This window comes from Streptomyces spiralis, assembly GCF_014654675.1.
In the GTDB taxonomy this organism is placed as follows: Bacteria; Actinomycetota; Actinomycetes; order Streptomycetales; family Streptomycetaceae; genus Streptomyces; species Streptomyces spiralis.
Genome location: NZ_BNBC01000003.1, coordinates 1 through 23,841 on the forward strand (window position 1 = coordinate 1; position 23,841 = coordinate 23,841).

Here is a 23,841-nt window from a genome sequence, read left to right on the forward strand (position 1 = left end):
GGCCAACTACGCCGCCCACCGCTACGGCTCCATCGACAACGTCAACTCCGCCTACTGAGCCAAAGGCGCCCCAGCACAGCACCGCAAGGCCGGTGCCGGCAGCAACAACCGCTGCCGGCACCGGCCTTCGCCACATCCACAACCAACACGGCGCAGCACCACACCCCGACAACGGCCCTGACAAGTCGGCCGCAGGTCTCTTTCCCCGCTGCCGCCGGTGCCGGCCAGAGCCGCCCGATTCCCTACCGGGTTGATGCATTCCGATATAGGCATATGATGGCTGCCATGGCACGAGCAGCGACGACGTCGGACGCGTTCAACGCGATCGCCGAGCCGCAGCGCCGGGACATCCTGGCGCTGCTGCGGGCGGGTGAGCGGCCGGTGACCGACCTGGCCCAGGAGCTGGGGATGAGCCAGCCCCGGGCGTCCAAGCACCTGCGGGTGCTCCGGGAGGTGGGGCTGGTGCGGGTCCGCGAGGCGGGCAAGCAGCGCCTCTACGGCCTGGACGCCCGCGGGCTGCGGCCGATCCACGAGTGGGTCGGCGGATTCGAGCGGTTCTGGAACGAGAGTTTCGACCGGCTGGACACCTACGTGCAGGACCTCAAGCAGACACGGCAGGAGGAATGACCGATGGCAAGGGCAAGGCAAGAACCAGGGGCGGAGCCGGCGACGGCCGACCGGGAGATCGTGATCTCTCGGGTGATCGACGCCCCGCGGGAGCTGGTGTTCGAGGCGTTCACCGAGGTCCGGCACCTGTCGCAGTGGTGGGGTCCGGACGGGTTCACCACCACCACGCGGTCCTTCGAGTTCCGCGAGGGCGGGGAGTGGGACTTCGTGCTGCACGGGCCGGACGGGACCGACTACTCCGAGTGGATCCGCTGGCTGCGGATCGCCCCGCCGGAGCGGATCGCGCTGCTGCACGGTGAGTCCCGCGACGACCCGAACGCCTTCGAGTCGGTCCTGACCTTCGCGCCGGACGGCGCGGCGACCCGGATCGTGATGCGCACGGTGTTCCCCACCAAGGAACTGCGCGACGAGGCGGCCGAGAAGTACCACGCGGTCGAGGGCGGCCGGCAGACCCTCAGCCACCTGGCTGCCTACGTCACCGACCTCGCGCGGAAGGGGGCGGAGGGCTGATGGCCGGGAAGGTGTTCTTCAGCGTGACGATGTCGCTGGACGGCTTCATCGCGCCCGACTCCGTGCCCGTTGACGACTTCTTCGCTCCCGATAAGCGGGACGACCCGGACGTCCAGCGCTGGATGGCACAGTGGACGGAGCTGCAGCAGTGGGCCTTTCCGCTGCGGTTCTTCCGGGAGAACCTGAAGCTCGGCGAGGGCGGCGAGGAGGGCCGCGACAACGACATCGCGCGGGAGACGTTCGAGCGCACCGGCGCGAGCGTCATGGGCAGGCGCATGTTCGACCTCGGCGAGCAGGCATGGCCGGAGGAGGCGCCCTTCCACACCCCGGTCTTCGTCGTGACGCACACCAAGCGTGACCCGTGGGAGCGGCCCGGTGGCACCACGTTCCACTTCGTCAACGACGGCATCGAGCACGCCCTCGACCAGGCCCGCAAGGCCGCCGGCGACCGCGACGTCCGTATCGCCGGCGGCGGCGCGACGATCCTGGAGTACCTGAACGCCGGCCTGGTCGACGAGTTCTCGATCACGCTGTCACCGGTGCTTTTCGGCGCCGGCGCCCGCCTGTTCGACGGCGTGGACGCGACCAGGGTCGCGCTGGAGCCGGTCCGTGCGGAGCCGTCGTCACGGGTGACGCACCTGACCTACGCCGTCCGCCCACGGTAGCCGCGCCACCACTCCACCCCAGCGATCCGAGCACCCACGGCGCGCACGCTTGAACCAAGCTTCAGCGGCCGACGGCATCGATCTCGATTGTGAGGAGGCGCAGAGCATCCCGGTGTCCACGGTCTGTCACTTCCCAGATGACGTCGACCTGGACGTTCTCGTCATGACGGCCGTCCGCCGAACTGCCAGTTGTGCACCTCGATGTCGGCGTATCGGTCCGGAGTCAGGATGGCGCATGCCGTCTCCGGGTCCGGTGCCCGGAGCAATACCGCCGTGCCCAGCCAGGTGGCACCGTCGTCGGACAGCAGCGGCCCGTAGGCGATCAACTCCTCCCTGTCGGGCGGCACCGCGAGGTCGGCGGCCTGCCCCGTGCCGAGGCCGAGCACCAGATATCTGTTGCCGCCGGTCCGGCCGCCGGGGAAGTCCCACATGGTGCGCCCCAGCGTGTTGCGCCACCGTCGCAGCAGCACGTCCCGGTAGACGCCGGCCTGGTAGTTGGGCTCGTCGAAGGCGAACGCGCGGGCAGCGGCGGGATCGGGCAGGTCCACGATGTGCACGCTTCCGGTGGGTGTGCCGCCGCCGTCGGCGAGGGTCGGGCCCCGGGCGATCATCTCCTTCGCGTACCGGTCCATGTAGGACCAATGCTCTTCCAGTAGCTCGTCACGCAGCGGCAGGGAGCCGGGCCGGTCGCGGTGGTAGCAGAGGAACTCCATGCCCATAGGGTCCCTTCAAGGAGGTAGCCGGGGCGAGCGAGTTTCACCGCGCTGACTGCTCGGCAGTCTCAAACAGAAGCACGCGTGCCGACTCCGCATAGCGGAGCTTCGCGGGTGGCGGTGACGTTGTGAGTGGCCCGGGTGGTCCGCAGCTTGCCGGCCGGGCCGTGTCGACGGCGGTCTTCTGGGTGAACGGCAGGCAGGGTTGGCCGTGTTCGGCCAGCGGCTGCGGCGGGCGAAGTCGGACTCCATTCTCGTGCCGTAATGGCCGAGAAACCGCGGTACCACGGGCGCGGCCGCTTCTGTCGAACCTCTACGTCGGCGCCCGGGGCGAACCCCGTCAGTCGCAGATGGCAGGCTGACGGTGTGCTGATCGAGGGATACAACGGCGGCCCGCTGGTCGCCGGAGAGCCGCTGGTGGACCGTCCGGGCTTCTGGTCGAACCACTTGTGGGGCCCGTGTTGCGCTGATGCGGGTGCTGAGCCGGAATGGTTCGGCGATGACGGAGCCGATGTCGACGCCATGTCCGAGGTCCTCATGGACCCGGCGCGGTGGCCGGTGTTCCGGGTGCCGATCGAGGGCGGATACGAGGCCACGGTGGTCTACCGCAACCTTGCCGGCGACTACGGAATCGACTACCTGTTCACCCATCCGAGCTGGAGGAGTGCACGCCAAATCGCCAGCTGGGAGGGGGGTTTGAACGGGAACACACTGACGTGGCGAGAGCTGATTCGCATCGTCGACAGTCCGAGCTCCGTAGCCGGAGGGATCGAGGACACCTCCGCCCGCCTCCTGCTGCTCCTTCCCTTGCTCACCGAGCATGCCCTGCCGGACGGGGCAACGGCGAGACTCAGCTCCGCCCTGGAAGCGGTGGGAACCCCGCAGGACACCGCGCCGATCACGGCACAGCACCTGCTCGAGCACTCAGCCGGCAGCGTATGGCATGACCCCACGTGGGGCTCGCCACTCAGTGGCAGTTCGGGCCCACCCAGCGCTACTGGAAGCGGAGTCCTGGCACGCCTGGGCATCACCTGAGGGATCACGTGCGGAACGACCCTCAGTTGCATACGGCGGGCCGGGCCCCGTGTCGGGCCTCAGCGCCGGGCCAGCGCCAGCACGCTCAGACCGAACATCAGGACACCCAGGGGAAGATGGACCGACGGGACGTGCGCGATGCCGAGCACGACCTGGACGGAGGCGAGTACGAGGAAACCTGTCGCGTGCCAGACGGGTCGGGGCGAGCCGCCGCCCGGCTTCCACGCCAACACCGCCGCGAGCACGTACAGCATCGACGCCCCGTACATCACACGGGCTCCGACACTGTGCAGCGTCTCTCCGTAGGACGAGGTCAGCAGCAGTCCGGCGGAGACCGCCTGAAGGAAGATGGTCAGAGTCTGCAAAGCGATCGCCATCCGCAGGAACGAGGAGCCTCGCCGTGCGTTCGACTTAGCCGTCACCTGAGTGGCCATGGCACAGTCCCCTTTTCCGCCGTCGGGCAGTGGATCGATAAGGTCTCACCAGCCCGACGACGCGGGCCTGCGAAAGGTAAGGCGAGGGGGCGACCGGAAGCATGGGGACTGTCGGGACCAGGACGGATGAGATAGCCGGCGAGCGACGCCAACTGATCAATGTCGCCTACCGGTTGCTCGGTTCGGTGACCGAGGCCGAGGACGCCGTACAGGATGCCTACGCACGCTGGTACGGGCTGCCACGAAGCCGGCAGGAGGAGATCATCTCTCCCGGCGCCTGGCTGACGACGGTGACCAGCCGTATCTGCCTGGACCTGCTCGGCTCGGCGCGGGCCCGCCGTGAACGCTATGTCGGTGCGTGGCTGCCCGAGCCGCTGCCCGACCGCACCGAGTGGGACCACGCGGGCGGCGCCGACTCCACCGGACCCGCAGACCCCGCCGACCAGATCGTCCTGGACGAGTCGGTGGCCATGGCCTTCCTCGTCGTCCTGGAGTCGATGACGGCCGCCGAGCGGGTGGCGTTCGTCCTGCACGACGTCTTCCGGTACCCGTTCGCCGAGATCGCCGACGTCCTCGGAAGGACACCTGCGGCCTGCAAGCAGCTGGCGGCCTCCGCGCGGCGGCGAGTGAGCGTCGCGCACGCTCCGGTGACGGCGACCGGCCGGGCCGACGTGGTACGGCGTGTCAAAGAAGCATGGGAGACCAAGGACATCGCGGCCCTCGTCGGCCTCCTCGACCCGGCCGCCGTGATGACCGCCGACGGCGGCGGCATGGTCGGCACCGTGCTGCGCCCGGTGGAGGGCGGCGCGCGCATCGCCCAGTACATGGTCGCCATTGCGGACAAGGCTCCGGGGCTCGAACTGCTGGAGCGGACGGTCAACGGGGTGCCGGGCCTGGTCGCCCAGCGTGCCGGCGTCGTCATGACCGTGGCCTCGTTCGACATCTCCGACGGGCGAGTCACCCGGATCTGGGCGGTCCGCAACCCGGAGAAGCTGCGGCCGTGGGCGCGGGAGGGCTAGGACCTGCTGGGAAAGTGCTGGTTGCTGGTCGCAGCCACTCAATGAGGACCGTCACGGCGGCGTGCAGTTGCGATCGGACACCGGCCTCTGTCCAATTCGCGGAGCCCGCGCCAGGCGGTCACCCCGGAGCGGCCAACCGCTGAAGCGTGGACGTCTGTCCAGCCAACGCCCTTCCGGAGCACGGCGACGTGTACCGGTACCTGCGCTGAAGAGGCTCAGGCAGGCTCTGCCCTCCCGACGGCGGTGCGTGGATCAGTCCTCGCCCGGTCACATCATGCCGGCCGCCGTCAGAGTCCGAAGGCGGTGGCCACCTGCTCAGCGAGATCGTCTTCCGTCATCGTGGTATCGACGTGGATGGTGCGCAGTTGGAGACGCTCGGTTTCCTCCTCGAGGCGTGTTGTGAACATGCGGTCACGTTCGGCGACGTTGCGACCGGCCTGTGCAGGATCGCTGGTCTTCCACACGAATCCTTCCCCTGGTACCGACCGACTCTGGATGGCGGCCTGGCGGAAATCGGGTGTGGGAAGAAGCCAGACGGCGTGCTCAGGAGCAGCGAGCAGCGGCTTCACGAGGTGGGGCAGCAGCCGAAATCCCTCGACGATGACGCATGGCTCCTGCGGCAGACGAAGGAGATCTTCGATGATCAGGCCGAAGCCCTCGCCTTGAAACCAGTGGAACGTCTCAAGCATGACCTCCGGAGTCCGGCTCACCCATCGCTCGTCCATGTCCATGGCGATGAACTTGTGCAGGTGGGGAGCCTCTTCGGGGGTGGTCCGTCCCGCGTGATCCCGCATCACGTCGTCGGTCGCGTAGACACGCCAACCGTAGCGATCGGCGAGTCGGCGGGCGATCGTCGACTTGCCTGCACCACTTCCCCCACCCAGCCAGAAAACGTTCCGTAGCCGGGCCGGAAGCTCTGCGGCGTCGGCCGGGTCTTCATACTGTCCGAGCTGCATTTCTCTCCGATCCCGTGGACGACCAAGGCGAGCCTCAGTGCGGTCATCGTGGTTGGCGGTCGTCGTGGTCGGCGGCCTTCTCCTAAACTACCGCCCGTCGGCGCCAGGGCCGCCCGGGTCTGACCCACGACCGCCGGAGAGTGGTCGGGCAGCGGGAGACCGCAGCGGTCCCCGCTGCCGAATGTGATCACCGGCCGGGCCGGGGCCCGATCGATCAGCCCCGGGTCACCGGTGCCTGCAGTTCCGTCACCCAGTCGTCACGATTTTCGGGACACTCCAGGTTGATCTCGCAGGGGTAACCGGTCGACTGGTAGCCGTTGGCGTCGATCCAGCGGGCCAGGGCCTGGGCGGTGGGGAGCACGGTGTCCATCGAACCGCGGTGCACGATGGTCGCCGCCTGGTCGAGGCCCGGCAGGTCGAGGATCCGGAAGGCGCCGTCCTGGAGAGGGGCGGAGACCTGGACGGCGGCGTGGACTCTGATCCTGCCGCCGCCCTCCGGGGCGTCCTCGTAGTACGCGACGCCGGGGCCCGTGGGGGTGACACCTGCCGAGCCCAGGCACCGGAACAACTCGTCGTAGAGCGGCCCGATGACCGCGCCGATGTCCTCGGGCTCGTAACTCGCAGCGGTCGCGGTCAGTTCCGCCACCCGGACGGCAGGGACGCTCTTGATGACAACGTCGTTCGTGGACATGTGTCCCTCGCTCTCGATCGCTCGGAGCCTCGCCTCGACCTGGACCAGCCGTGCTCCCGCGGCAGCCATCGCGGTCTCCAGTTCGGCCCGCCGCAGCCGCAGCATGCCGCGGAGTTCCTCAAGGCTGACCTTCTCGTCCACGATGTCCTGAACCTGCTGGAGAGTGAATCCGAGATCCTTGAGCGCGATGATCCTGTTGATGCGGGCGAGCTGGGCAGCGGTGTAGTAGCGATAGCCGCTGGCGGGGTCGACGTGGGCCGGGCGCAGCAGTCCGATCGCGTCGTAGTGACGCAGCATCCGGACCGAGACGCGGCCGTGGCGGGCGAAGTCTCCGATGGTGAACATGATGTCTCCGAGTTGACCGCCTGACACGGTGTGAGGGTCAAGAAGCTACTCGGCGGCCGGGACAGCGGGAACTCGGGCGCTTCATCCGCGCAGCTGCATCGGGTTGCCCACGAGCGAGCAGTCCGTGACGAGACATCGCCACGACGCCGCCCCGGTCAGCACCTCCCTGCCCGGGGTGGTGCACACCGTCGCCAAGTTGGCGCACTGGCCGTCGCGAGCGCGCCGCTGGTCTTGTGCGCAGGCTTCGTGGTGGCCGGCGCGACAGCGAGGTTCCTGCGGACCGAGAGTTCCGGCCCGGTGACGTTCGTGGTCACCGGCGACGGAGGCCGGGCCGCCGAGGACCTGGCCTGCGCCGAATACATCGGCCGAAGTCTCGCCGGCTGCGATGCCGAGGCGGCCCCATATCTCCACCGCGCGAGGAATCCCTGGGCGGCCGCCGATCTGAACGGGCGTACGAAGTGGCTGGCAGCCTCGCCGAGGGTCGACGAAACCGTGGGCAGGCCCGGGCTCCGGGCGATCACTCGCTGAACAGCCATGAGGCGGTCGGCCGCAAGGCTCCAGGCAGGGCCCCCAGACGAGCGCCCCGACGGTGCGAAGCCGCCGGGGCTGTGCATGAGAACCGGGCGTGGACTGCAGAGTCCGGCAGGGCACGGCCGTCAGTCCTTGACGAGTTCGTCCCAGTCGATGTGGTGGCGGTGGACGGGGGCGAACATCTGCTCCGGGGTGGGGAGGACCGGCCTGTCACCCGCCTGTCCCGCCTTGGCCTTGTTCTTGGCCGCGGCGTCGCCGCCGATCATCTCGACACGGGGACGGCGCAGCCGCTCGTACGCGGTGAACGCGGCCTCGGGTGTGGGCAGATCGCGCAGACACCGGGCCAGCTCGACGGCGCTCTCGATGGCCAGCGACGCACCTTGGCCGGAGCTGGAGGACGGGGCGTGGGCGGCGTCGCCGATGAGGACCATGCGCCTGCGGTGCCAGTGCGGCACGGACGGCATACGCTCCATCGGGCCGACCGCGAGCAGGTCGCCGGGCTCGGTGTGCGCGAGCAGTGCCCGGCCGGGTGTGTGGCCGGCGTACAACTCACGCAGCTCGGACAGCCATTGGGCGGCCGGTACGCGGCGGACCGCGGCCGAGGTCATCGGCTCGGCGCTGGGCATCCCGGCGAACCAGACGATGCGACCGTCGGGCATGGCCCAGTAGCCGATGAAGGTGCGGCCGAAGGCGAAGTACATGCTGCCCAGCTCGGCCTCGACCCCGCTGCCGACCGCGTAGCCGCCGAAGCTGAGCACGCCGCCGTACTCGGGTTCGGGAGCGTGCGGGTCGATGAGCGGACGGACCGTGGAGCGGATGCCGTCCGCACCGATGAGGACGTCGGCGGTCGCGCTGGTGCCGTCGGCAAACGTCGCGGTGACCCTGTCGTCGGCCGGTTCGGCGGCCACGAGCCGCTTGCCGTACGCGAAGTGGATGCCGGCCGCCCTCGCGTGGTCGGCGAGCCCGCGGAACAGGTCGGCGCGCGCCAAGGCCCGGGTGGCCGGCAGGCCGGGGAAGCCGTGGAACTCGCTCAGGCGGTTTCCGTCGCCGTCGGCCATCACCACACCCGGGACCGGCTGTCCGATGGCGTCGATGACCGTGTCGGCGCCTACGACGCGCAGCGCGTCGATGCCGTTGGGCGCGAGGCTCAGCATCGCGCCGACCCCGTCGGCCGCAGACGGGTGCGACTCGAAGACGGTCGCCTCGATGCCTGCCTTGCGCAGTGCGAGCGCGGTGACGGGACCGGCGATGCCGCCCCCGATGACCAACGCCGTTCTGACCTTGCTCATGGCCCCTCCCTGGATCGGCGCGATGGAGAAATAGTTGCAGTGCAACTAGTCTCTGGTCAACTAGTCTCACCGTGGTTACGATGACGTCATGAGCAGTCCCGTACGCAGCTCCCCGCTGGCCCTGACCGTGCTGGCCCTGCTGCACCACAAGCCGCTCCACCCGTACGGCATCCAGCGGCTGATCAAGCAGTGGGGCAAGGACCAGGTCGTCAACGTCGGCCAGCGCGCCGGGCTTTACCGCACGATCGAGCGGCTGCGAGCAGCCGGCCTCATCACCGTCGGCCACACCGAACGCGACCAGCAGTACCCCGAGCGCACCGTCTACGAGATCACCGCCAGCGGACGGACCGTCACCCGACAGTGGCTGGAGCAGATGCTCGCCGTGCCGAAGCAGGAGTACCCCGAGTTCCCCGCGGCGCTCTCCTACGTGCTGATGCTCACGCCGTCCGAGGCGCAGGAGATCCTGCAGCAGCGCCTCGACCATCTCGAGAGGACCAGAGCCGCCCTCGACACGACCCTGGCCGCCGAGACCGAGCGCGGCCTGCCCCGGGTGTCCACCCTCGAACTCGAATACCTGCGCACGGTCACGGAGGCCGAGGAACAGTGGCTGCGCTCCGTCGTCCAGGACCTGGCCAGTGGCCATCTCACCTGGCCCGCGGAGATGCCGACCGCATTCGACGAATCCTCCACGTCCACGTGACGGTTCAGACCGCCATGCTGCCCCGGTTCGGTATCTCGGGAAGCAGGCGGTCCAGAATCGCGGCGCCGAGGTAACCGAGCGCAGCCATGTGCTGGATCGCGGTTCCCAAGCGCTCGCGGCCCCCATGGCCGAAGACGGACTCGACGACCGGCAGGCCTGCCACGCGCTCATCCTGTTGATCCGGACCGCCGGCGCATGAACGAGGTCCTGACGATGGACTTCGAACCGTTGCTGCCGCTCCTGACAACGGGCAAGCGGGAGGACAGGGAGCCTGATGGCTTCGTGGCAACGGCTTGCCCACCAGGTGGTGGGGTAACCCCCACTCGGAATGGGGGGTGCGCAGCAGTGACCGGCATGGCCTGAGGCCGCATGCTGGCACCCTGATTACGGCATCACCCACCGACCCGCCGTATGCGGACGCGATCTGCCAGTCCCATGCCGAACGGGCAGCCTGGTCACCGAACGTTTCCCAAAGTTTGGTGTCAATCTGTCAACCGGCGCATCGTGCTCCCCTGCGGCTCGAACGGCTTTGAAGGATTCTCTGTGCTCCGCCACCCAGTCCCACCGAGATCCCCAGGATTCTCCGGTCGCGCAGTCGTCATACTCGCCGCTTTTGCTGCGGTCCTCCTCGCGGCTGTCTTTCTCGCCCCGCAGTCGATGGCGGCGAACCACAGCTCGGAGGATGGCTTCGTTCACCAGCGCAACCTCATCAGAGCTGCAAATGAAGCTTTCGTGGGATACTGGGATTCCGGTGATCGGGCATTCACCCCCGATATGCAGCGGGTCGTCGACTACTGGTTCCGGTTCCATGCGATCAAAGCAGGGATCTCAATAGTTCTGCTGATCGTGCTCGTCGCACTCAGTCACCAGGCCTGGAAGGCATACGTGGGGGCCGGCGGATCCGGGAGGGGCAGGAGGGCCGGTCTCGCATCGGCCGGCGCTCTCGCCCTGATCCTCACAACACTGGCGCTGTTGCTGGTGGTCGCCAACGTCCAAGGCGCTGTAGCGCCTTTCACCTCGGTGTTGACGCTCATGCCCGTCGGCGCGTCCCACGGACAGCTCGCCGGGACACTGGCACAAGTCCGGGAGCGTCTGACGGACTCACAGAACACGGGTGACCGCACCCCGCCTGCCATCGACGTGATGATCAGCGACTTTGCCCTCTATCACGAAGTGGTAGTCGTGATGTCGGTGATTTTGGCCATCATCTTCATCGGCCTCAGCGTCGTGCTGTGGAAGAGGTTTGCGAGAACAGGACCATCCGCCCGGCGAACGAGAAGCACACTGGGATGGTTCGGGGCTTCGTCGACGGTCTTCTCGCTGTTTGCGATCATCCTCTTCATGGCTAATCTTTCGAACACGGTCAACCCGACAGAGGGGCTCCTAGGCTTCTTTGCAGGCAGCTTTTGATAAATCCTGGTGGACGAGGTGGGGACAGTCTTGCTCCCGTCGAGGTGTCCGCACACCGTCGATCGGGGAACGCCGAACATGTCGGCGATCTGCTGGACGGCCTCCTCCCACTCGTCGCGGCCCGGCCCGCAGTCAGCACAAAGGCCAGGGGCGAGGCATTCGCAAGGCTCCCCCATTGACTCCCCCTCGAGCTGGCTGCCACAACTCGGGGTACGGGCCGTATCCGCCGTTCGGCAGATACGGCCCGATGTACCCGCACCCCGGACCACGAGCCGTTCCACGCCCTAACGGGCGAGGAACGAACCCAGCACCGCGCTGAGTTCGGCGGGCGCGTCCATCGCGATGAGGTGGGCGGCGGTCGCGAACTCAACCAGGGTGGCGTCGGGGATCTCGGCGGCGTAGCGGCGGGCGATGTCCTGGAAGTCGCTGACGTCGAGCTTGCCGACGCCCACCAGTGTGGGAACGGAGATGGCGCCCAGGTCACCGGTTGCGGGACCTTGGGAGTGTTGCCCCACGACGGCCTGGTTCACCAGCGATGTGCGCAGGGGGCCGCGAAGTTGGTCGGTCAGCCCCTCGGCCACGTCGTCCCAGCTGCGAGCGGGTCCGCGCAGCCACATATCCAGGTTGATCCGTACGGCGGCGTCCACATCGCCCGCCTCCAGAGCCGCCGTCTCGGCCTCGTCGTACGCGATCATGTCTGCGGACCAGTGGTATCGCGGCCAGGGTGCGGTGAGCATCGCCAGCGAGTGCACCCGGTCCGGGTGGGTGAGAGTGAAGTCCAGGGCCACGCGGCCGCCCCAGGACGCGCCCACGAGCCGGACGCGTTCGTGGCCGAGGTGGTCGAGGAGGCGGCGCAGGTCGTCGGTCTCGCGGAACGGGCCGGTCGGGACCGCGGATTCACCGAAGCCGCGCAGGTCGTACCGGATCACAGTGTGCCGTTCCGCGAGAGCGGGCACGACCGCGTCCCACATGCGGTGATCGGCAATGCCGGCGTGCACGAGCACGACGGGCGCGCCGTCACCGGCTATGTCGTAGGCAAGTTGTCCAAGGTCATCGTCGAGCATGAGCATGTGCGGATGATCGCAGGGCCGCAGCACATGGGCCAACGGAATATCGCGTCCGATCAATCTGCGGGGTCGGCTCTCGCAGGAAAGTTGCAACCGGGTTGAGCCCGGCACCCGGCCGGGTGACTAGGGCCCGCCTTCAAACGGTGGCGCGGTTCACCTGCTGAGGCTTGCCTGGCGTAGGACGCGGGGTGTTGACACGTGGCCATCTCGAAGAACCGAGGCTTCTACAAGCACGGCGACATCGGCGGGCAGGGAACGACTGGCGCCGCTCTCGGCCAACCATCGGGCTGCGGCCACGGTGCCATAGGTCGACCAACCGCCGATCAGCACGACGCGCTTGTCCGGGTTGAGGGGGTTCACTGCTCGGACGATGTAGCCGCAGTCACGTACGACCTCGCCGTTCGCTGCATCTCCTGTGTAGGCCGTCCCCTCCCAGGTGATCGCTCCTTCGCCCAGCCGGAACGGCAACGCCTCCGTCATGGCCTCCAGGATGCGGCGGGCTGCCTCGTTGTTCTTCGGTCCGCCCAAGATGAGCAGGTCGTGCTCCATCTCGTTGCCCGGCAAGTGTGCCGACAGGCGGACCTTCTCCAAGTCGAGGTCCCGGTAGGCGTGGGTGAGAGAGGGGACGAGCACGGACAGCGCCCGGACCTGTCCCAGGCCGGCTACGGGGCGCTGGTAGCGGCCGGTGTCGATGTATGAAGTGTCCAGCACTATGGAAAGCCCGCCTGCGTTCAGGTAGCGCCACGTGCGACGCGCGGGCAGCCGCTTGACCACGAACCAGCGCACCAGGGTGCCGATCCCGGTGAGTACGGCGGCCACCGCTGCACTGAGAATCTGCGAGCCCACAGCCCCCGCAATAACATTCATGGAGATGTCCCCCTCCGCGCGCCCAGGCCCCAGCGGTTCGCGAATTGCCGGGGTCACGCCCATTGGATCATGGGTCGTGCGGCATGCCCTACGAGGCGTGTTCATCCGCGCGGAGAGACTCTTGGTGAGGGGTTGGTCCGCCCGGGCAGTCGTGTGAGTCAGGGGAACGGCCTCTCAACGTCGCTTGTGTGGACCCAGGTTGAGCAGCACTTTGCCGAACTGGTGGGAAGTGAGCGGCGGCGCGGGCAGCGGGTGTGTGGCCGGGTTTGTGCGGAGGGCGTCGAGGAGCAGGGTGAGCGGGCGGAGCCAGGCGTCCGGGGCGACCGTGGTGAGCGCCGGAACAGCCCGGCCCAGTGCCGCCAGGGTGAAGAGCAGGTCCTCGGTGGTGAGGTCCGGGCGGATGGTGCCCTGCTCCTTTCCGCGCCGGATCAGTTCGTCGATGGTTTCGCGGTTGTGGGCGTGGATCGCCTCCAGGGAGGTGACACCTTCCAGGTTCGTGGTCATGAGGTCATTGGCGCCGCGGTCCGCGGCCAGGCCCGCGAACACTGTTCGTAGGTACTGCGTCAGTCCCGCCCATGCGTCCTCGGCGGCGCGCGCCCGTTCGCCCGCCGCTGCGGTCTCGGTGAGCGCGTCCCGGAAGACCTCGTCGACGAGCGCGGCACGGGTCGGGAAGTGGCGGTAGAGGGTGGCGTTGCCCACGCCCGCCCGCCGGGCGATCACATCGAGCGGGGCGTCCAGGCCTTGTTCGGCGAAGACCTCGCGGGCCGTGTTCGCCAGCAGCTTCCGGTTACGCAGGGCATCGCGGCGCCCTACCGGCGAACGGTCGCCCATCACGTCTCCCTCTTCTCACCACGTACCGGGGAGCTTTCCCCGGTACGGATGCTATCGTCGGCCGAGTAAGCGGGGACCAGTCCCCGTTTTCTTTCCCGCGGGCGGGCCGTCCGCGGTCTTTCACGGGGAGGGGGAAGCATGCCCGGCACCGCTCTCGTGCTCGGCGGTGGCGGACCGGTGGGCGGAGCCTGGTTGACCGGGGTGCTCGCCGGGCTCACCGAGGCCGGGATCGATCTCGCCAGTGCCGACGTCGTGATCGGCACCTCCGCCGGTGCCGTCTTCGGATCCCGGCTCCGGTCCGGCGTCCCGGCCGCGAACCTGTACGAGCGTCAGCTCTCCGGAGCAGACGCGGTGCGTCTGCCGGTGACAGCCCGCCAGACGGCGAGCTTCCTGTGGGCGGCGCTCGGCTCCCGCGATCCCCAGCGGTCCATCGAACGTCTCGCCCGAGCAGCACTCCGCGCCCGGACCGGCCCGGAGTCGGACGTCTTCGGCACGATCGGTGCGCTCCTGGGCGACGTACACGACTGGCCCGAGCGGGAGCTGCGGATCACCGCGGTCGACGCGCGGACCGGACGACTCGAGGTGTTCGACTCACGCTCCGGAGTGACTCTCCTCGAAGCGGTCGCGGCGAGCTGCGCCGTACCCATCGTCTGGCCGCCGGTCACCGTGGCGGGCCGGCGCTGGATGGACGGAGGCAGCCGTTCGACCGCCAACCTCCAGCTCGCACGCGGCTACCGCCGGGTACTGGCGGTCGTGCCGATCCCCCAGGCGGTCGGCCCGCATCCGAGCGCCGCGCAGCAGGCCGCGGAACTGTCCGACGACGGAGCGCGTGTCATCCTGCTGTCCCCGGACCGCGCAGCACGCCGCAAGATGGGCCGCAACATGGCGGACGACACACGCCGGCCGGCCGTGGCCCGCGCGGGCCACGCCCAGGCCAGTGCACTGGCCCCTTCCGTGGCCGACGTCTGGCAGGGGTGACGTGCGTCGAAGCGCACGTTGTCAAAGCCTCGTCGGCCTCGGGAAGTTGATGGAATGATCCTCACCGCGGCCGTTGGGACAGCCTTTCCGTGGCTCAGCAGGCCGTCGAGCGGTCCCACCCGAAGTTGACGCGGTGGTCTGACACGCCCATCTGCGCAGCGTCCTTCTCGTGAAGGAGGAGAATGAGCGGCATGGTCATGGTGAAGGACCTCGATGTCCGCGGCATGCAGCACTGTGAGACGACGGCGCTGGGCGTGCTGCTGCGGCACGAGGGACTCGACTTGTCCGAACCCATGCTGTTCGGGCTCGGCTCCGGGCTGTCCTTCATCTACTGGGACAGCAAAGGCATGGGCTTTCCCTTCCTGGGAGGCCGGGTCAAGCCGTTCGAGCTCACCAGGAACCTGGCCTCCCTACTCGGACTTGAGCTTCTGGTCGGGGAGACCACCTCACCGCGCAAGGCGTGGCAGAACGTGGCGGCACCCATCGACGCCGGTCGGCCGGTCGGTCTTCAGCTCGACAGCTACCACCTGGACTACTTCAGCACCAAGGTACATTTCGGCGGGCACGTCGTGGCCATGTACGGCTACAACGAACAGGACGCCTACCTGGTGGACACCGACCCGCAGGGCGGAGCCGTCTCGACCAGCCGCGCCAGCCTCGCCAGGGCCAGAGCCGAGCGTGGCCCCATGACCGCCAGGCACCGCTCTTTCACCATCACAGCGCCCACCCGTCCGACGTCGCCGACAGACCGGATCATCCCCGCGATCAAGACCTGCGCCGACGTCTTCCTCAACCCGCCCATCGCGAACCTGGGTCACCGGGGCATCGAGAAGACCGCCAAGCAGGTGCCGAAATGGCTGCAGCGCAGCGGCGATCCGCGGGAAGACCTGCCACGGGCCGCAGCCCTCATGGAGAGGGCCGGCACGGGCGGGGCCCTCTTCCGCAATCTCTACCGGGACTTCCTCGCCGAGTGTGCCCAGCTGATCGACAACAGCCACCTGCGCACCGGCCACAGCCTGTATGCCGAGGCCGCCACCCTCTGGACACAAGTGGCCGCACTCATCGCAGCAGCAGGCGAATCCGGGGACGCGAAGAACCTCGTACAGGCCGGCTCCGTCCTCCATGAGCTCTCGCGTATCGAACACGCTGCGATGCGGGCACTCAGCATGCTCTAGACACCGTCCTGGCGATCACGAACGAAGCCAGATCATGAAGGCCCGCTGTTCCGGGCGTGAGCAACATCGTCAGCGGGCGGCAGCGGCCTCCCAAGGCGCGTCCGGAGGCACTGACCGCTGAATACGGTGGAGGGGCCGGGCCGGTTGAGGGAGAGGACGCGAAGACGTGGATGTGTATGAGGCGGTGGACAGTCGCCGGGCTGTGCGAGCGTTCAGCGATGAGCCGGTGTCCAAAGAAGTGCTCGAACGAGTGCTGGCCGCGGCGACGCGTGCTCCGTCGAGCGGGAACCTCCAGCCGTGGCATGTATATGTCGTGACCGGTGAGCCCTTGGCCGAACTGAAGAGGCGCGCGACGGCCAGGGCACTGGCGGGAGATCCGGGTGATGACCGGGAGTATCCGATGTACCCGGCCGAACTGACCTCACCGTATCTGGACCGCTTCTCCGCCGCGGCCGCCCAGCGTTACAAAGCGCTGGGAATCGAGCGCGACGACCCCGACAGGCCCATGAAGATCGCCGCCTTGAACTCAGAGGGGTTCGGGGCGCCCGTCGTGCTGTTCTGCTACCTCGACCGGACGATGGGGCCCGGACAGTGGGGGGACGCCGGGATGTACTTGCAGACGGTCATGCTGTTGCTGAGGGCGGAAGGGTTGCACAGCTGCCCCCAGGTGATGTGGACCATGTACCGCAAGACTGTCAGCCAGACAGTCGGAGCCGATGACAGGTTCGTATTGTTCTGTGGCGTCTCGGTGGGATTCGAGAAGGAAGGCGCGCCACAGATACGTACCGGGCGGGCGGACATGACGGAAACGGTCAGCTTCATCGGAGTGTGACCGCTGGGCGGTCGAGACCGCTGCACGCTGATCCAGATCGTACCGACCCCTACCGGTTCCAGGCCGCCGAAACCGAACGTCGCACCAGCAACACCCGGTCACTTTGTCCTCGATCGCCGGGCCAGTCAGGTCAGCAAGGCGGCCGTGAACGTCTCGCGGCGGTCCGCCAGCCAGGTCTGCATGCGGTCCCAGCGCTCCCATCCACCGCGCTCGGCCAACGCCTGGAGATAGACCGGGTCGCCGTCAGCCACACGGGCAGCGACAAAGGCCCGGCAGACCTGCGTGGCCTGCTCGATGACGCCGGGCAGGTCGGCGCGGTCCCGCGGTGACAGGCCATAGCTGTCGGCAAGGATCCGCAACCGTGCGGGTGTATCCAGCCCGGGGGGATGGAGGGCAGCTGCGGATGCGGGGTCGATCATGGGCACCCAGTAGCGGGCGGTCATGGCGACGTCCCACAGGGGGCGACCCGGGGCCGCCAGGTCGAAATCGATCAGGGCGGCGGCACGGCCATCGCGGAAGACGACGTTCTCCAGGCACACGTCGTTGTGGCACAGCATCGTCCCTCCCTCCGGGTCGGCCAGGTCTCCAGGCCACCCGGCACGCACATCGATCTCGACAGTCGTGCTGGCCTCATGCAGGCGCCGCAGCAAGCTCCCGACCGATTCCAGAGCGGTCTTCGTCATCACCCAGTCCGGAAAAGGCGGCAGAGCAACCTCGCCCGGAATGAACGTCAGCTGCTCACGGCCGTCATCAGTGCGACCGACAGGGACCGGCGCCGCGTCGAAGCCGTGTTCCTTCAACGCAAGGAGATAGCCGTGCAAGGCGCGCGCGTTGCGCGGCGCCGGGCGCTCCACCAACGACCCCCGGCGGAAGACTGCCCCCACATTCACCATGCCGCCGACCAGCGCCTCGCCCTCATCCGTCACAACGATCACGCTACCGCCCGACCAGCCCACCGGGGGGCCACACCTGAACTCGGGTCGAACACCGGCCGACCGAAGAGCCTGTCAAAGCCGTCTGACTCGCTGGAGAGCGGACTCGGGCCAACGGTGTGCCGAGCCGAGGATAAGGTCGGCGGATGCGCCAGTTCACAGAGGCTGAAGCCTTGTCGGGGATCGTGCACGAGGCACTGGGGACGGGGGTCCATGTCGTCGGAGTGGACCGGTTGCGAGGCGGGAGCAAGAAGGGGGTCTACCGGGTTCATGTGGACGGATCGCGTCCCACAAGCGTGATCATCTACAGCTGGGCCGAGGCCGAGAACTTCTGGCCGACTACGGAAGGCAGCGACGCGGCCGATCCGTTCGCTCCCGCCTCCGGGCTCGTCCCCTTTCTCGCCGCTCAGCGGCGGCTGGACCGCCTTGGGGTGCGGGTTCCGGGGGTACTCCTGGCTGACGACAGCCGACGCCGCTACCCGGCGGATGTGGCGGTGGTTGAAGACGTTGTCGGCGGCACTCTGGAAGCACTCCTGAAGAAGGATCCTGCGCGCGCATCAGGTGCTTTGAGTGAGTTGGCAGCAATGCTGGAAGTGATGCACCAGCAGCGCAGTCAGCAGTACGGCAGGGTGGACGTGTTGGAACGCGGCGACGAAGCGAGTGGCGTTTCGTGCGAACAGCTGGTGTTTGAGCGTGCCCTCGGGGATCTCGCGGAGGCGGCCGAACGCGACCCCAGGATCGGATCAGCCGCGGCCCCCTTGCACGATCGCCTGCAGGAGCTGGCCACACGAGTGTCTCCGCGCACCGAACACGGACTGATCCACGGCGAACTCGGACCCGACCACGTCTTGGTCGATGCTTCCGGACATCCCGTCCTCATCGACATCGAGGGCCTGATGTTCTTCGATGTCGAGTGGGAACACGTTTTCCTGCAGCTTCGCTTCGGCGAGCAGTACCCGGCCTTGTCCCGCCCCGGACTCGATCCGGCACGGCTCGACCTCTTCATGCTCGCGATGCGTCTCTCACTGGTGGCCGGCCCCCTGCGCCTCCTCGACGGCGACTTCCCACATCGCGCACCGATGCAGGAAATCGCCGACCACAACGCGAAGGAAGCACTGGCCCTGCTGGTCCAGTAGCACGGCGAACATTCGCCGGCCATTACCGACGTCAAGCCGCAACTCGGACATGAAGATCACGACATCGAGGCGGTCACGTTGCCGACCTGGCCCCGCAGGATGCGTTCGAACCAGTCCGCAGTCAGTTCCGCGCATCGGCCAGGTGAACCGGCCACGTGGAGCGTCCCCGCCGCGGACCCCTGAAGGGGAATGTACATCTGGTTGTGGAGTTCGGTCCCAAGCACTCCCTGCCCGTCGAAGAACGCACCGAAGACGTGGGAAATGACATTGGTTCCAGGCATCACGGCATGGACCAGGGCCAGCAGATGCGCGAATCCCGTCTCCTCGGGGCGCAGGATGAGGGTGTCGTCGGGGTCGCACGGCCAGGTGACGGCCCGCTCGCGCAGTACGGACACGAACCTGCGCCATACGCCATCCAGCATCTCGAATGCGTCCTCGTCGGCTTCACCGACCGAGAACCAGGGCACGTACAGGCGGTGGTCCATGCCCTGCACCGTAGCTGACAGGTGACTGTTCAAGGCGACGCTACCGGATGCCTCGATGAAGATCGCGATCTACAGCTGGAGTACTGGTCAGGGTCTCCGCGTTCATGGGCGCCTTCCACGGTCTGGTGCCCTGAGTCCCGTCAACGCGCCGCGCGTTGGCAGATGAGCCAGTAGATGAGCGCCGCAGGTGGCGAGACGCACAGCAGGACGATCACCAGACGAGGATCGATCATGAGTGCGTGACGCAGGCTGTTCCGCCGGCGGTCCTGGCAAGATACCGGCATGGAACGTGTACTTGGAATCGGTGGGTACTTCATGCGGGCCGCCGACCCGGCGGCCCTGAGTGCGTGGTATCGCGATTGTCTGGGTCTGGACGCCGATGAGAACGGTCTGTGGCGTCAGGGAGCCGGGCTGACGGTGTTCGCGACATTCGAGTCCGGGACCGACTACTTCGGGTCCCGCACCCAGCAGACCATGCTCAATTTCCGGGTCCGCGACCTGGACGCGATGCTCGCCCAATTGCGCGCCAAGGGAGCGGACGTGGCCGAAGAGACCCAGGACATGGAGGGTGTCGGTCGATTCGGCTGGGTCACCGATCCGGAGGGCAATCGGATCGAGCTGTGGCAGCCTGCCTGACGGCGCGCAGGCGGTGACATTCCGGCGGCACACCGGGGTGTCGAGGCGTGACCGTTGGGCAGGCCCGCGCGGCCATGCCCCCATGGCTCCTTGCGTGAGCGACCTGGCTGATCACCTCTCCGCCGACGACACTGAGCACCACCGCACCGCCGAACCACCCGGCATGGCGCATCAACTGCCGCCGCGTCATGTCCTGTTCCCCGACGCCATGCTCCTGGGCGTCCTCGCCGGGCCCGCTGTCCCCACTGTGCCCGCTGTATCCGCTGTGCTCGCTGTATCCGCTGTGCTCGCTCACTGCGTCACCGTCACAGTCGCCGTCATGAACGGATGGATCGTGCACAGATACTTGTACGTGCCGGGCTTGGCAAAGGTGTAACTGAACGTGTCACCGGTGTTCATGGCCTTCGAGTTCAGCGGACCGCCGGATCCGTCACTGGTGACCGTGTGTGCTTCGGAGTCCTGGTTCGTCCAGGTCACCTTGGTCCCGGCCTTCACCGTCAGCATCGCCGGCGAGAACGTGAAGTTATTGATCACCACCGCGGTCCCGGAGGCCGGCGCGGGTGCCGATACAGCCGCGCCTGCGCTCCCCGCGGCCGCCGACGGCGACATCTCCATACCGGGCATCGACGACGACGCGGTACTGGAAGCGCCCGGCATACCCGGCAGGCTGCTGCCCGGCGACCCCTTCAGCCCGGCATCCGCCTTGTTCCCGCCCGAACCACCACCGCACGCGGACAGCGGCCCGAGAGAGCCGACGACTGCGAGGGCGACGACACCGGTACGCAGCTTGCGCGTCAGCGGATTGATGCCCCGGGCGCAGGACGCCCGCAGCGGCAACGGCTCCTTCGGGGGAGTGGAGCCGAATGTGCGCGATTGCATGACTGGGATTCCTCGTGTTCGGCCACCCGGCAAGGGGTGGGTGCCTTCCACCGCCAGGCGAGCGGCCCGGCAGTGTCTGCAGAGGAATAGGAAGGCGTGTTACACGCCGGCCCGTACTCGGCCTCCCGCACGGCGCCCGTCGTCGCCCCGGCTCACGAGCACGCGCCGAAACCCGTGCCGCTATTTTCTTCACGCACACCCTCGCCGGTGACGCCACGCTGATCGCCGTATCGCTGTGGGTCGCCGTGCAGGGACTCGTGACCCGCGAACTCGCCGACCGCCCTCGGCGACACCGCGGCCGTACACAAGGGTGGCTTCGTTCACTTCAGGCAGCGGCGTTTGTGCCCCGGTTTGGACAGCACTTGACGATCTTGTGGCCTGCGGATGTCAACGGCGTCAGAACGGGCGTTCGGCCGTACCCAGGACGACGAGTTCGGTGCTCTCCAGCATCTCGGCAAGCGTCTGGGGCGCCCGGCGCATATGGCAGTAGTCCCACTGCGCGCGGCGGATCACCTGGTCCGGGTGACTGAGGGCGGCCAGCACGTCCCAGTGCAGGGCCTGGGCCCAGACGTAGCCCGGCTCGCCGTCGACGTCCATGTCCTCCGCATCGATCGGGGTGTCCGCGAGCGCGGAGGCCAAACGGTGGAGGTCCACCGGTCCGGCGGCGAAGTCCAGGAACGCAGCGGGGTCCGCGCCCTCGGGTGTGTCGTTGGCGGCCTCGTCGTCCCGGCCCGGCCAGGAGTCGTAGCGGTGGGCGCGAACCCCGCCGCACCAGACCTCCAACTCCAGCCGGTCACCGTCGTACTGGAAGGCGGCCAGCACCGGAGCGCCCAATTCCGCGCTGATTGGCCCGGCGAGCGCGAAGACATTGTTCTCGTCGACGAACCGGTCCGGATGGACGAGGCAGAATCTCGGCCCGGCGGGGATCGCGTAGCCCGCCGCGCAGACCTCGCGCAGGACGGGGGCCGCCTGTTCGAGCGGCACCGGAATCAACATCGTGCCGTACGTGGTCACGGCCTCACCTCCTGGACCGCAGTGACCCTACGCGGTGGTGACGCTGCGCGGCCAACGAAATATGCCCACTTCGGATGCACTCCTCGCTGCTCCTCGACCAGACGGCAGGAAGATCCCCGTGACCGCGTGCCACAGCTTGCGCGGCGCACCCAGGTCCGCCCGCAAGGTGCCGTCGATCACGTGCTGTACGGATCCAGTGCCGTCGACCGCGGCGGCAGTTTCTTGCACGGTTTTCCGGCCAGGCCGAGCCCACTGCCTTGCGAACCGTCCGCCATGACACGCTGTGCTTCCGCTCGACCTTCGACTCAGAACCAGCAGACGGCCGCCGGCTCAACGCGGCCCACCGGCACAGCTCTCAGCGCAACCCTACGCAGAAGAACCGGCGAGGAACGGGGAGATCAGGCCGTACACGATCTCGGGTTGCTCCAGGTGCAGATCATGACGGGTTCCAGGAATGCTGACGGACACAGTAGGGACGCGTCGGCGCATCAGATCATCGACCCGCGCAGGCGAGATGAAGCTCTGCTGGGCGAGGATGAGCAGAGTGGGGCAGGTGATGCGCTCCCACTCGTGCGCGAAGGAGTGCTGCGCGGCATCCGCCACGGACCGGACCATCACGTCCCGGTCGAAGCGGGGCCACCACTGCCCACCGCGTTCCTCCAGGCCATCCGCCCAGCCCGTGCCGATCACTCCGCCGCCGAAGAACTGGACCGCAGCATCGCGCGAGGGAAAGGGGGCCGGCCACGAGTCGAACCACCGGCGGATGTGAACCGGCCATTCGGGGTCGGGGCCGCTCACGTCGGCTTCGATGACCACCAACGCACGGACCAGCTCAGGATGCCGCGCGGCGGCCAAGATGGCCGTGTGTCCGCCCAGCGACTGACCGACCAGAACAACGCGCTCCAGGCCCAACTGATCTGCCACGGCGACGACGTCTTCGACGAAGGCGTCCCTGGAGACATCAGCAGGGAAGCGGTCGCTGGCGCCTTGACCGCGTTGGTCGACTGCGACCACCCGATATTCCGGGCTCAGGGATCCTGCCAGTGCATCCCACTCCCCCGCATGACCGGCCAGTCCATGCAACAGCACCAGCGCCGGCCCGTCTCCGTCCCAGTCCCGGCAGACAAGCCGCACGCCTTCCCGCTCGACCACACGCTCGGTCCACATCACCTCGGCACCCTAGCGCGCGATGATCTCCGTACGACAGCTTGGGCAGGCCTCGCTGCCGTGTTCCAACGAACCATCAACTGGAGAACCAGAAGCCGCAGCGGAAGGGACATCCGCTCGTGCGGACGCCCCAATCACTACGACAGCCTGTCGGGTCACCGCCGCTCAGCCGAGAACGGTCATTCGCGCACGCCCCGCTGGCTCGGCCCGTAACAGGCGCTTGCCGCTCCTGTGATCAACGCCCAGTAGCGGTCGCCGAATGACCAGTGCCACCACTCCGTCGGGTAGTTCACCAAGCCGGCGGCCGTCAGCGCTCGGCCCAGAATCTCTCGGTGGGCGCTCGCCCGCTCGCTGATCCCGGCGGCGTCGGTGTAGCAGGCGCCGGCGCTCTCCTCCGGCGTCGCGTTCATAGGCGTACCCATATCGAGCTCTCGGCCGTCCGCATCCGCGAGTGTCAGATCCACCGCCGCTCCCGCGCTGTGCGGCGCGATCTCGGGGGGTGACACGAAGCGGCTCGCCGCCGACCGGATCTGCTCGTCAGACCATCCAGGGTGCTCAACTCGCAGTCTCGCCGCATACCTCTCGAAATACCGGCGCTGCAGCCCCGGGGGACGATAACCCTCGACCACCAAGAACCTCAGGCCGGCCGGCAACTGCGTCTGCGCCTGACGCAGACGCTCCAGGACGCCTTCGCGCAGGTAGAAGAAGGCGTCCGAGTCGTTCTGCTTCCGCAGGTCCACAAGGAGCGGACCGCCCCTCCGGATGTCGATGAGCGGCTCACCGCACTCGTGCACGGGGATGGCCGCGACTCGTGGATCCGACATCAAGATGATCTCAGTCATCCCGCGATGATCTCGCAGGTGCTTCTGGAGCCCGAGTTCACCTGGTTCAGCAACGAGGACCTGACCGCCATCGGG

General features: G+C 67.9%; 27 protein-coding genes. 12 read left to right on the forward strand and 15 right to left on the reverse strand.

Annotated features, from left to right (window positions below; genetic code table 11):
* Positions 1 to 285: 285 nt before the first annotated feature.
* Genes IE318_RS04270 through IE318_RS04280 form a run of 3 tightly spaced genes read left to right on the forward strand, consistent with a single transcriptional unit; the run spans position 286 to position 1,802 of the window.
* A complete protein-coding gene (locus IE318_RS04270) occupies positions 286 to 627 on the forward strand; it encodes an ArsR/SmtB family transcription factor (RefSeq protein ID WP_030182973.1) in 342 nt (113 codons plus the stop codon).
* 3 nt (positions 628 to 630) lie between these two features.
* Entirely contained in the window at positions 631 to 1,137 is a 507-nt protein-coding gene (locus IE318_RS04275; protein ID WP_189896475.1) for an SRPBCC family protein, read from the forward strand.
* A complete protein-coding gene (locus tag IE318_RS04280) occupies positions 1,137 to 1,802 on the forward strand; it encodes a dihydrofolate reductase family protein (RefSeq protein ID WP_189896477.1) in 666 nt (221 codons plus the stop codon). Before IE318_RS04275 ends, IE318_RS04280 begins: the two co-directional genes overlap by 1 nt.
* 161 nt (positions 1,803 to 1,963) lie before the next feature.
* Here IE318_RS04280 and IE318_RS04285 read toward each other — a convergent pair whose 3' ends face one another.
* Positions 1,964 to 2,515, reverse strand: a complete 552-nt coding sequence (locus tag IE318_RS04285) for a YciI family protein (protein ID WP_189896479.1) — start codon at positions 2,513 to 2,515, stop codon at positions 1,964 to 1,966.
* 366 nt (positions 2,516 to 2,881) lie between these two features.
* Between IE318_RS04285 and IE318_RS04290 the strand changes: the two genes are divergently transcribed.
* Entirely contained in the window at positions 2,882 to 3,550 is a 669-nt protein-coding gene (locus tag IE318_RS04290; RefSeq protein ID WP_189896481.1) for a hypothetical protein, read from the forward strand.
* Positions 3,551 to 3,609: 59 nt separating this feature from the next.
* On the opposite strand, the gene IE318_RS04295 is transcribed toward IE318_RS04290, so the two are convergent.
* On the reverse strand, positions 3,610 to 3,984 hold the full coding sequence (locus IE318_RS04295; protein WP_189896483.1) for a hypothetical protein: 375 nt from the start codon (positions 3,982 to 3,984) through the stop codon (positions 3,610 to 3,612).
* Between the two features lie 101 nt (positions 3,985 to 4,085).
* Here IE318_RS04295 and sigJ point away from each other — a divergent pair, with 101 nt between their 5' ends.
* Entirely contained in the window at positions 4,086 to 5,003 is a 918-nt protein-coding gene (gene sigJ, locus IE318_RS04300) for an RNA polymerase sigma factor SigJ (RefSeq protein WP_189896485.1), read from the forward strand.
* Positions 5,004 to 5,290: 287 nt separating this feature from the next.
* Here sigJ and IE318_RS04305 read toward each other — a convergent pair whose 3' ends face one another.
* The 3 genes from IE318_RS04305 to IE318_RS04315 form a co-directional block, all read right to left on the reverse strand.
* Positions 5,291 to 5,959: an AAA family ATPase gene (locus IE318_RS04305; RefSeq protein WP_189896488.1), complete on the reverse strand. Its 669-nt coding sequence runs from the start codon at positions 5,957 to 5,959 to the stop codon at positions 5,291 to 5,293.
* A 214-nt stretch (positions 5,960 to 6,173) separates the two neighbouring features.
* A complete protein-coding gene (locus IE318_RS04310) occupies positions 6,174 to 6,995 on the reverse strand; it encodes a MerR family transcriptional regulator (protein WP_189896490.1) in 822 nt (273 codons plus the stop codon).
* A 656-nt stretch (positions 6,996 to 7,651) separates the two neighbouring features.
* The gene (locus IE318_RS04315) at positions 7,652 to 8,815 is read right to left on the reverse strand and encodes an FAD-dependent monooxygenase (protein ID WP_189896496.1); all 1,164 of its coding nucleotides are present in this window, start codon (positions 8,813 to 8,815) and stop codon (positions 7,652 to 7,654) included.
* An 88-nt stretch (positions 8,816 to 8,903) separates the two neighbouring features.
* On the opposite strand from IE318_RS04315, the gene IE318_RS04320 reads away from it, so the two are divergent.
* The gene (locus tag IE318_RS04320; RefSeq protein WP_189896500.1) at positions 8,904 to 9,515 is read left to right on the forward strand and encodes a PadR family transcriptional regulator; all 612 of its coding nucleotides are present in this window, start codon (positions 8,904 to 8,906) and stop codon (positions 9,513 to 9,515) included.
* Between the two features lie 4 nt (positions 9,516 to 9,519).
* On the opposite strand, the gene IE318_RS04325 is transcribed toward IE318_RS04320, so the two are convergent.
* Positions 9,520 to 9,678, reverse strand: a complete 159-nt coding sequence (locus tag IE318_RS04325; protein ID WP_189896504.1) for a hypothetical protein — start codon at positions 9,676 to 9,678, stop codon at positions 9,520 to 9,522.
* A gap of 380 nt (positions 9,679 to 10,058) precedes the next feature.
* Between IE318_RS04325 and IE318_RS04330 the strand changes: the two genes are divergently transcribed.
* Entirely contained in the window at positions 10,059 to 10,925 is an 867-nt protein-coding gene (locus tag IE318_RS04330) for a hypothetical protein (RefSeq protein WP_189896511.1), read from the forward strand.
* A gap of 284 nt (positions 10,926 to 11,209) precedes the next feature.
* On the opposite strand, the gene IE318_RS04335 is transcribed toward IE318_RS04330, so the two are convergent.
* The 3 genes from IE318_RS04335 to IE318_RS04345 all read right to left on the reverse strand — a co-directional run bounded on the left by IE318_RS04335 (position 11,210) and on the right by IE318_RS04345 (position 13,690).
* Positions 11,210 to 11,995 (reverse strand): alpha/beta fold hydrolase, encoded by a 786-nt coding sequence (locus IE318_RS04335; protein WP_189896517.1) that lies wholly within the window; start codon positions 11,993 to 11,995, stop codon positions 11,210 to 11,212.
* Positions 11,996 to 12,145: 150 nt separating this feature from the next.
* Positions 12,146 to 12,916 carry a hypothetical protein gene (locus IE318_RS04340; protein WP_189896519.1) on the reverse strand — a complete coding sequence of 257 codons (771 nt, stop codon included), beginning with the start codon at positions 12,914 to 12,916 and terminating at the stop codon, positions 12,146 to 12,148.
* A 117-nt stretch (positions 12,917 to 13,033) separates the two neighbouring features.
* The gene (locus IE318_RS04345) at positions 13,034 to 13,690 is read right to left on the reverse strand and encodes a TetR/AcrR family transcriptional regulator (RefSeq protein ID WP_189896522.1); all 657 of its coding nucleotides are present in this window, start codon (positions 13,688 to 13,690) and stop codon (positions 13,034 to 13,036) included.
* Between the two features lie 138 nt (positions 13,691 to 13,828).
* Here IE318_RS04345 and IE318_RS04350 point away from each other — a divergent pair, with 138 nt between their 5' ends.
* The 3 genes from IE318_RS04350 (at position 13,829) to IE318_RS04360 (ending at position 16,675) form a co-directional block, all read left to right on the forward strand.
* Positions 13,829 to 14,668 (forward strand): patatin-like phospholipase family protein, encoded by an 840-nt coding sequence (locus IE318_RS04350; protein WP_189896530.1) that lies wholly within the window; start codon positions 13,829 to 13,831, stop codon positions 14,666 to 14,668.
* Positions 14,669 to 14,859: 191 nt separating this feature from the next.
* On the forward strand, positions 14,860 to 15,843 hold the full coding sequence (locus tag IE318_RS04355; RefSeq protein WP_189897093.1) for a BtrH N-terminal domain-containing protein: 984 nt from the start codon (positions 14,860 to 14,862) through the stop codon (positions 15,841 to 15,843).
* Positions 15,844 to 16,009: 166 nt separating this feature from the next.
* On the forward strand, positions 16,010 to 16,675 hold the full coding sequence (locus IE318_RS04360; RefSeq protein WP_189896537.1) for a nitroreductase: 666 nt from the start codon (positions 16,010 to 16,012) through the stop codon (positions 16,673 to 16,675).
* Between the two features lie 125 nt (positions 16,676 to 16,800).
* On the opposite strand, the gene IE318_RS04365 is transcribed toward IE318_RS04360, so the two are convergent.
* Positions 16,801 to 17,601, reverse strand: a complete 801-nt coding sequence (locus tag IE318_RS04365) for a phosphotransferase (RefSeq protein ID WP_229903327.1) — start codon at positions 17,599 to 17,601, stop codon at positions 16,801 to 16,803.
* A gap of 152 nt (positions 17,602 to 17,753) precedes the next feature.
* Here IE318_RS04365 and IE318_RS04370 point away from each other — a divergent pair, with 152 nt between their 5' ends.
* Positions 17,754 to 18,743: a phosphotransferase gene (locus IE318_RS04370; RefSeq protein ID WP_189896552.1), complete on the forward strand. Its 990-nt coding sequence runs from the start codon at positions 17,754 to 17,756 to the stop codon at positions 18,741 to 18,743.
* A gap of 56 nt (positions 18,744 to 18,799) precedes the next feature.
* Here the strand turns inward: IE318_RS04370 and IE318_RS04375 are convergent, their stop codons facing one another.
* Entirely contained in the window at positions 18,800 to 19,228 is a 429-nt protein-coding gene (locus IE318_RS04375; RefSeq protein WP_189896556.1) for a hypothetical protein, read from the reverse strand.
* Between the two features lie 282 nt (positions 19,229 to 19,510).
* Between IE318_RS04375 and IE318_RS04380 the strand changes: the two genes are divergently transcribed.
* Positions 19,511 to 19,864, forward strand: coding sequence for a VOC family protein (locus IE318_RS04380; protein WP_189896571.1), 354 nt, complete (start codon positions 19,511 to 19,513; stop codon positions 19,862 to 19,864).
* Between the two features lie 291 nt (positions 19,865 to 20,155).
* Here the strand turns inward: IE318_RS04380 and IE318_RS44690 are convergent, their stop codons facing one another.
* The 4 genes from IE318_RS44690 to IE318_RS04400 form a co-directional block, all read right to left on the reverse strand.
* Positions 20,156 to 20,701, reverse strand: coding sequence for a cupredoxin domain-containing protein (locus IE318_RS44690; RefSeq protein ID WP_229903328.1), 546 nt, complete (start codon positions 20,699 to 20,701; stop codon positions 20,156 to 20,158).
* A 438-nt stretch (positions 20,702 to 21,139) separates the two neighbouring features.
* On the reverse strand, positions 21,140 to 21,757 hold the full coding sequence (locus tag IE318_RS04390; RefSeq protein WP_189896573.1) for a hypothetical protein: 618 nt from the start codon (positions 21,755 to 21,757) through the stop codon (positions 21,140 to 21,142).
* A 366-nt stretch (positions 21,758 to 22,123) separates the two neighbouring features.
* Positions 22,124 to 22,927: an alpha/beta fold hydrolase gene (locus IE318_RS04395; RefSeq protein ID WP_189896575.1), complete on the reverse strand. Its 804-nt coding sequence runs from the start codon at positions 22,925 to 22,927 to the stop codon at positions 22,124 to 22,126.
* Positions 22,928 to 23,103: 176 nt separating this feature from the next.
* A complete protein-coding gene (locus tag IE318_RS04400) occupies positions 23,104 to 23,766 on the reverse strand; it encodes a M15 family metallopeptidase (protein WP_189896577.1) in 663 nt (220 codons plus the stop codon).
* Positions 23,767 to 23,841: the final 75 nt, after the last annotated feature.

Coding starts and splice junctions, on each gene's coding strand:
- IE318_RS04270 (WP_030182973.1), top strand. CDS start 286: ATGGCACGAGCAGCGACGACGTCGGACGCGTTCAACGCGATCGCCGAG.
- IE318_RS04275 (WP_189896475.1), top strand. CDS start 631: ATGGCAAGGGCAAGGCAAGAACCAGGGGCGGAGCCGGCGACGGCCGAC.
- IE318_RS04280 (WP_189896477.1), top strand. CDS start 1,137: ATGGCCGGGAAGGTGTTCTTCAGCGTGACGATGTCGCTGGACGGCTTC.
- IE318_RS04285 (WP_189896479.1), bottom strand. CDS start 2,515: ATGGAGTTCCTCTGCTACCACCGCGACCGGCCCGGCTCCCTGCCGCTG.
- IE318_RS04295 (WP_189896483.1), bottom strand. CDS start 3,984: ATGGCCACTCAGGTGACGGCTAAGTCGAACGCACGGCGAGGCTCCTCG.
- sigJ (WP_189896485.1), top strand. CDS start 4,086: ATGGGGACTGTCGGGACCAGGACGGATGAGATAGCCGGCGAGCGACGC.
- IE318_RS04305 (WP_189896488.1), bottom strand. CDS start 5,959: ATGCAGCTCGGACAGTATGAAGACCCGGCCGACGCCGCAGAGCTTCCG.
- IE318_RS04310 (WP_189896490.1), bottom strand. CDS start 6,995: ATGTTCACCATCGGAGACTTCGCCCGCCACGGCCGCGTCTCGGTCCGG.
- IE318_RS04315 (WP_189896496.1), bottom strand. CDS start 8,815: ATGAGCAAGGTCAGAACGGCGTTGGTCATCGGGGGCGGCATCGCCGGT.
- IE318_RS04320 (WP_189896500.1), top strand. CDS start 8,904: ATGAGCAGTCCCGTACGCAGCTCCCCGCTGGCCCTGACCGTGCTGGCC.
- IE318_RS04335 (WP_189896517.1), bottom strand. CDS start 11,995: ATGCTCATGCTCGACGATGACCTTGGACAACTTGCCTACGACATAGCC.
- IE318_RS04345 (WP_189896522.1), bottom strand. CDS start 13,690: ATGGGCGACCGTTCGCCGGTAGGGCGCCGCGATGCCCTGCGTAACCGG.
- IE318_RS04350 (WP_189896530.1), top strand. CDS start 13,829: ATGCCCGGCACCGCTCTCGTGCTCGGCGGTGGCGGACCGGTGGGCGGA.
- IE318_RS04355 (WP_189897093.1), top strand. CDS start 14,860: ATGGTCATGGTGAAGGACCTCGATGTCCGCGGCATGCAGCACTGTGAG.
- IE318_RS04370 (WP_189896552.1), top strand. CDS start 17,754: ATGCGCCAGTTCACAGAGGCTGAAGCCTTGTCGGGGATCGTGCACGAG.
- IE318_RS04375 (WP_189896556.1), bottom strand. CDS start 19,228: ATGGACCACCGCCTGTACGTGCCCTGGTTCTCGGTCGGTGAAGCCGAC.
- IE318_RS04380 (WP_189896571.1), top strand. CDS start 19,511: ATGGAACGTGTACTTGGAATCGGTGGGTACTTCATGCGGGCCGCCGAC.
- IE318_RS04400 (WP_189896577.1), bottom strand. CDS start 23,766: ATGACTGAGATCATCTTGATGTCGGATCCACGAGTCGCGGCCATCCCC.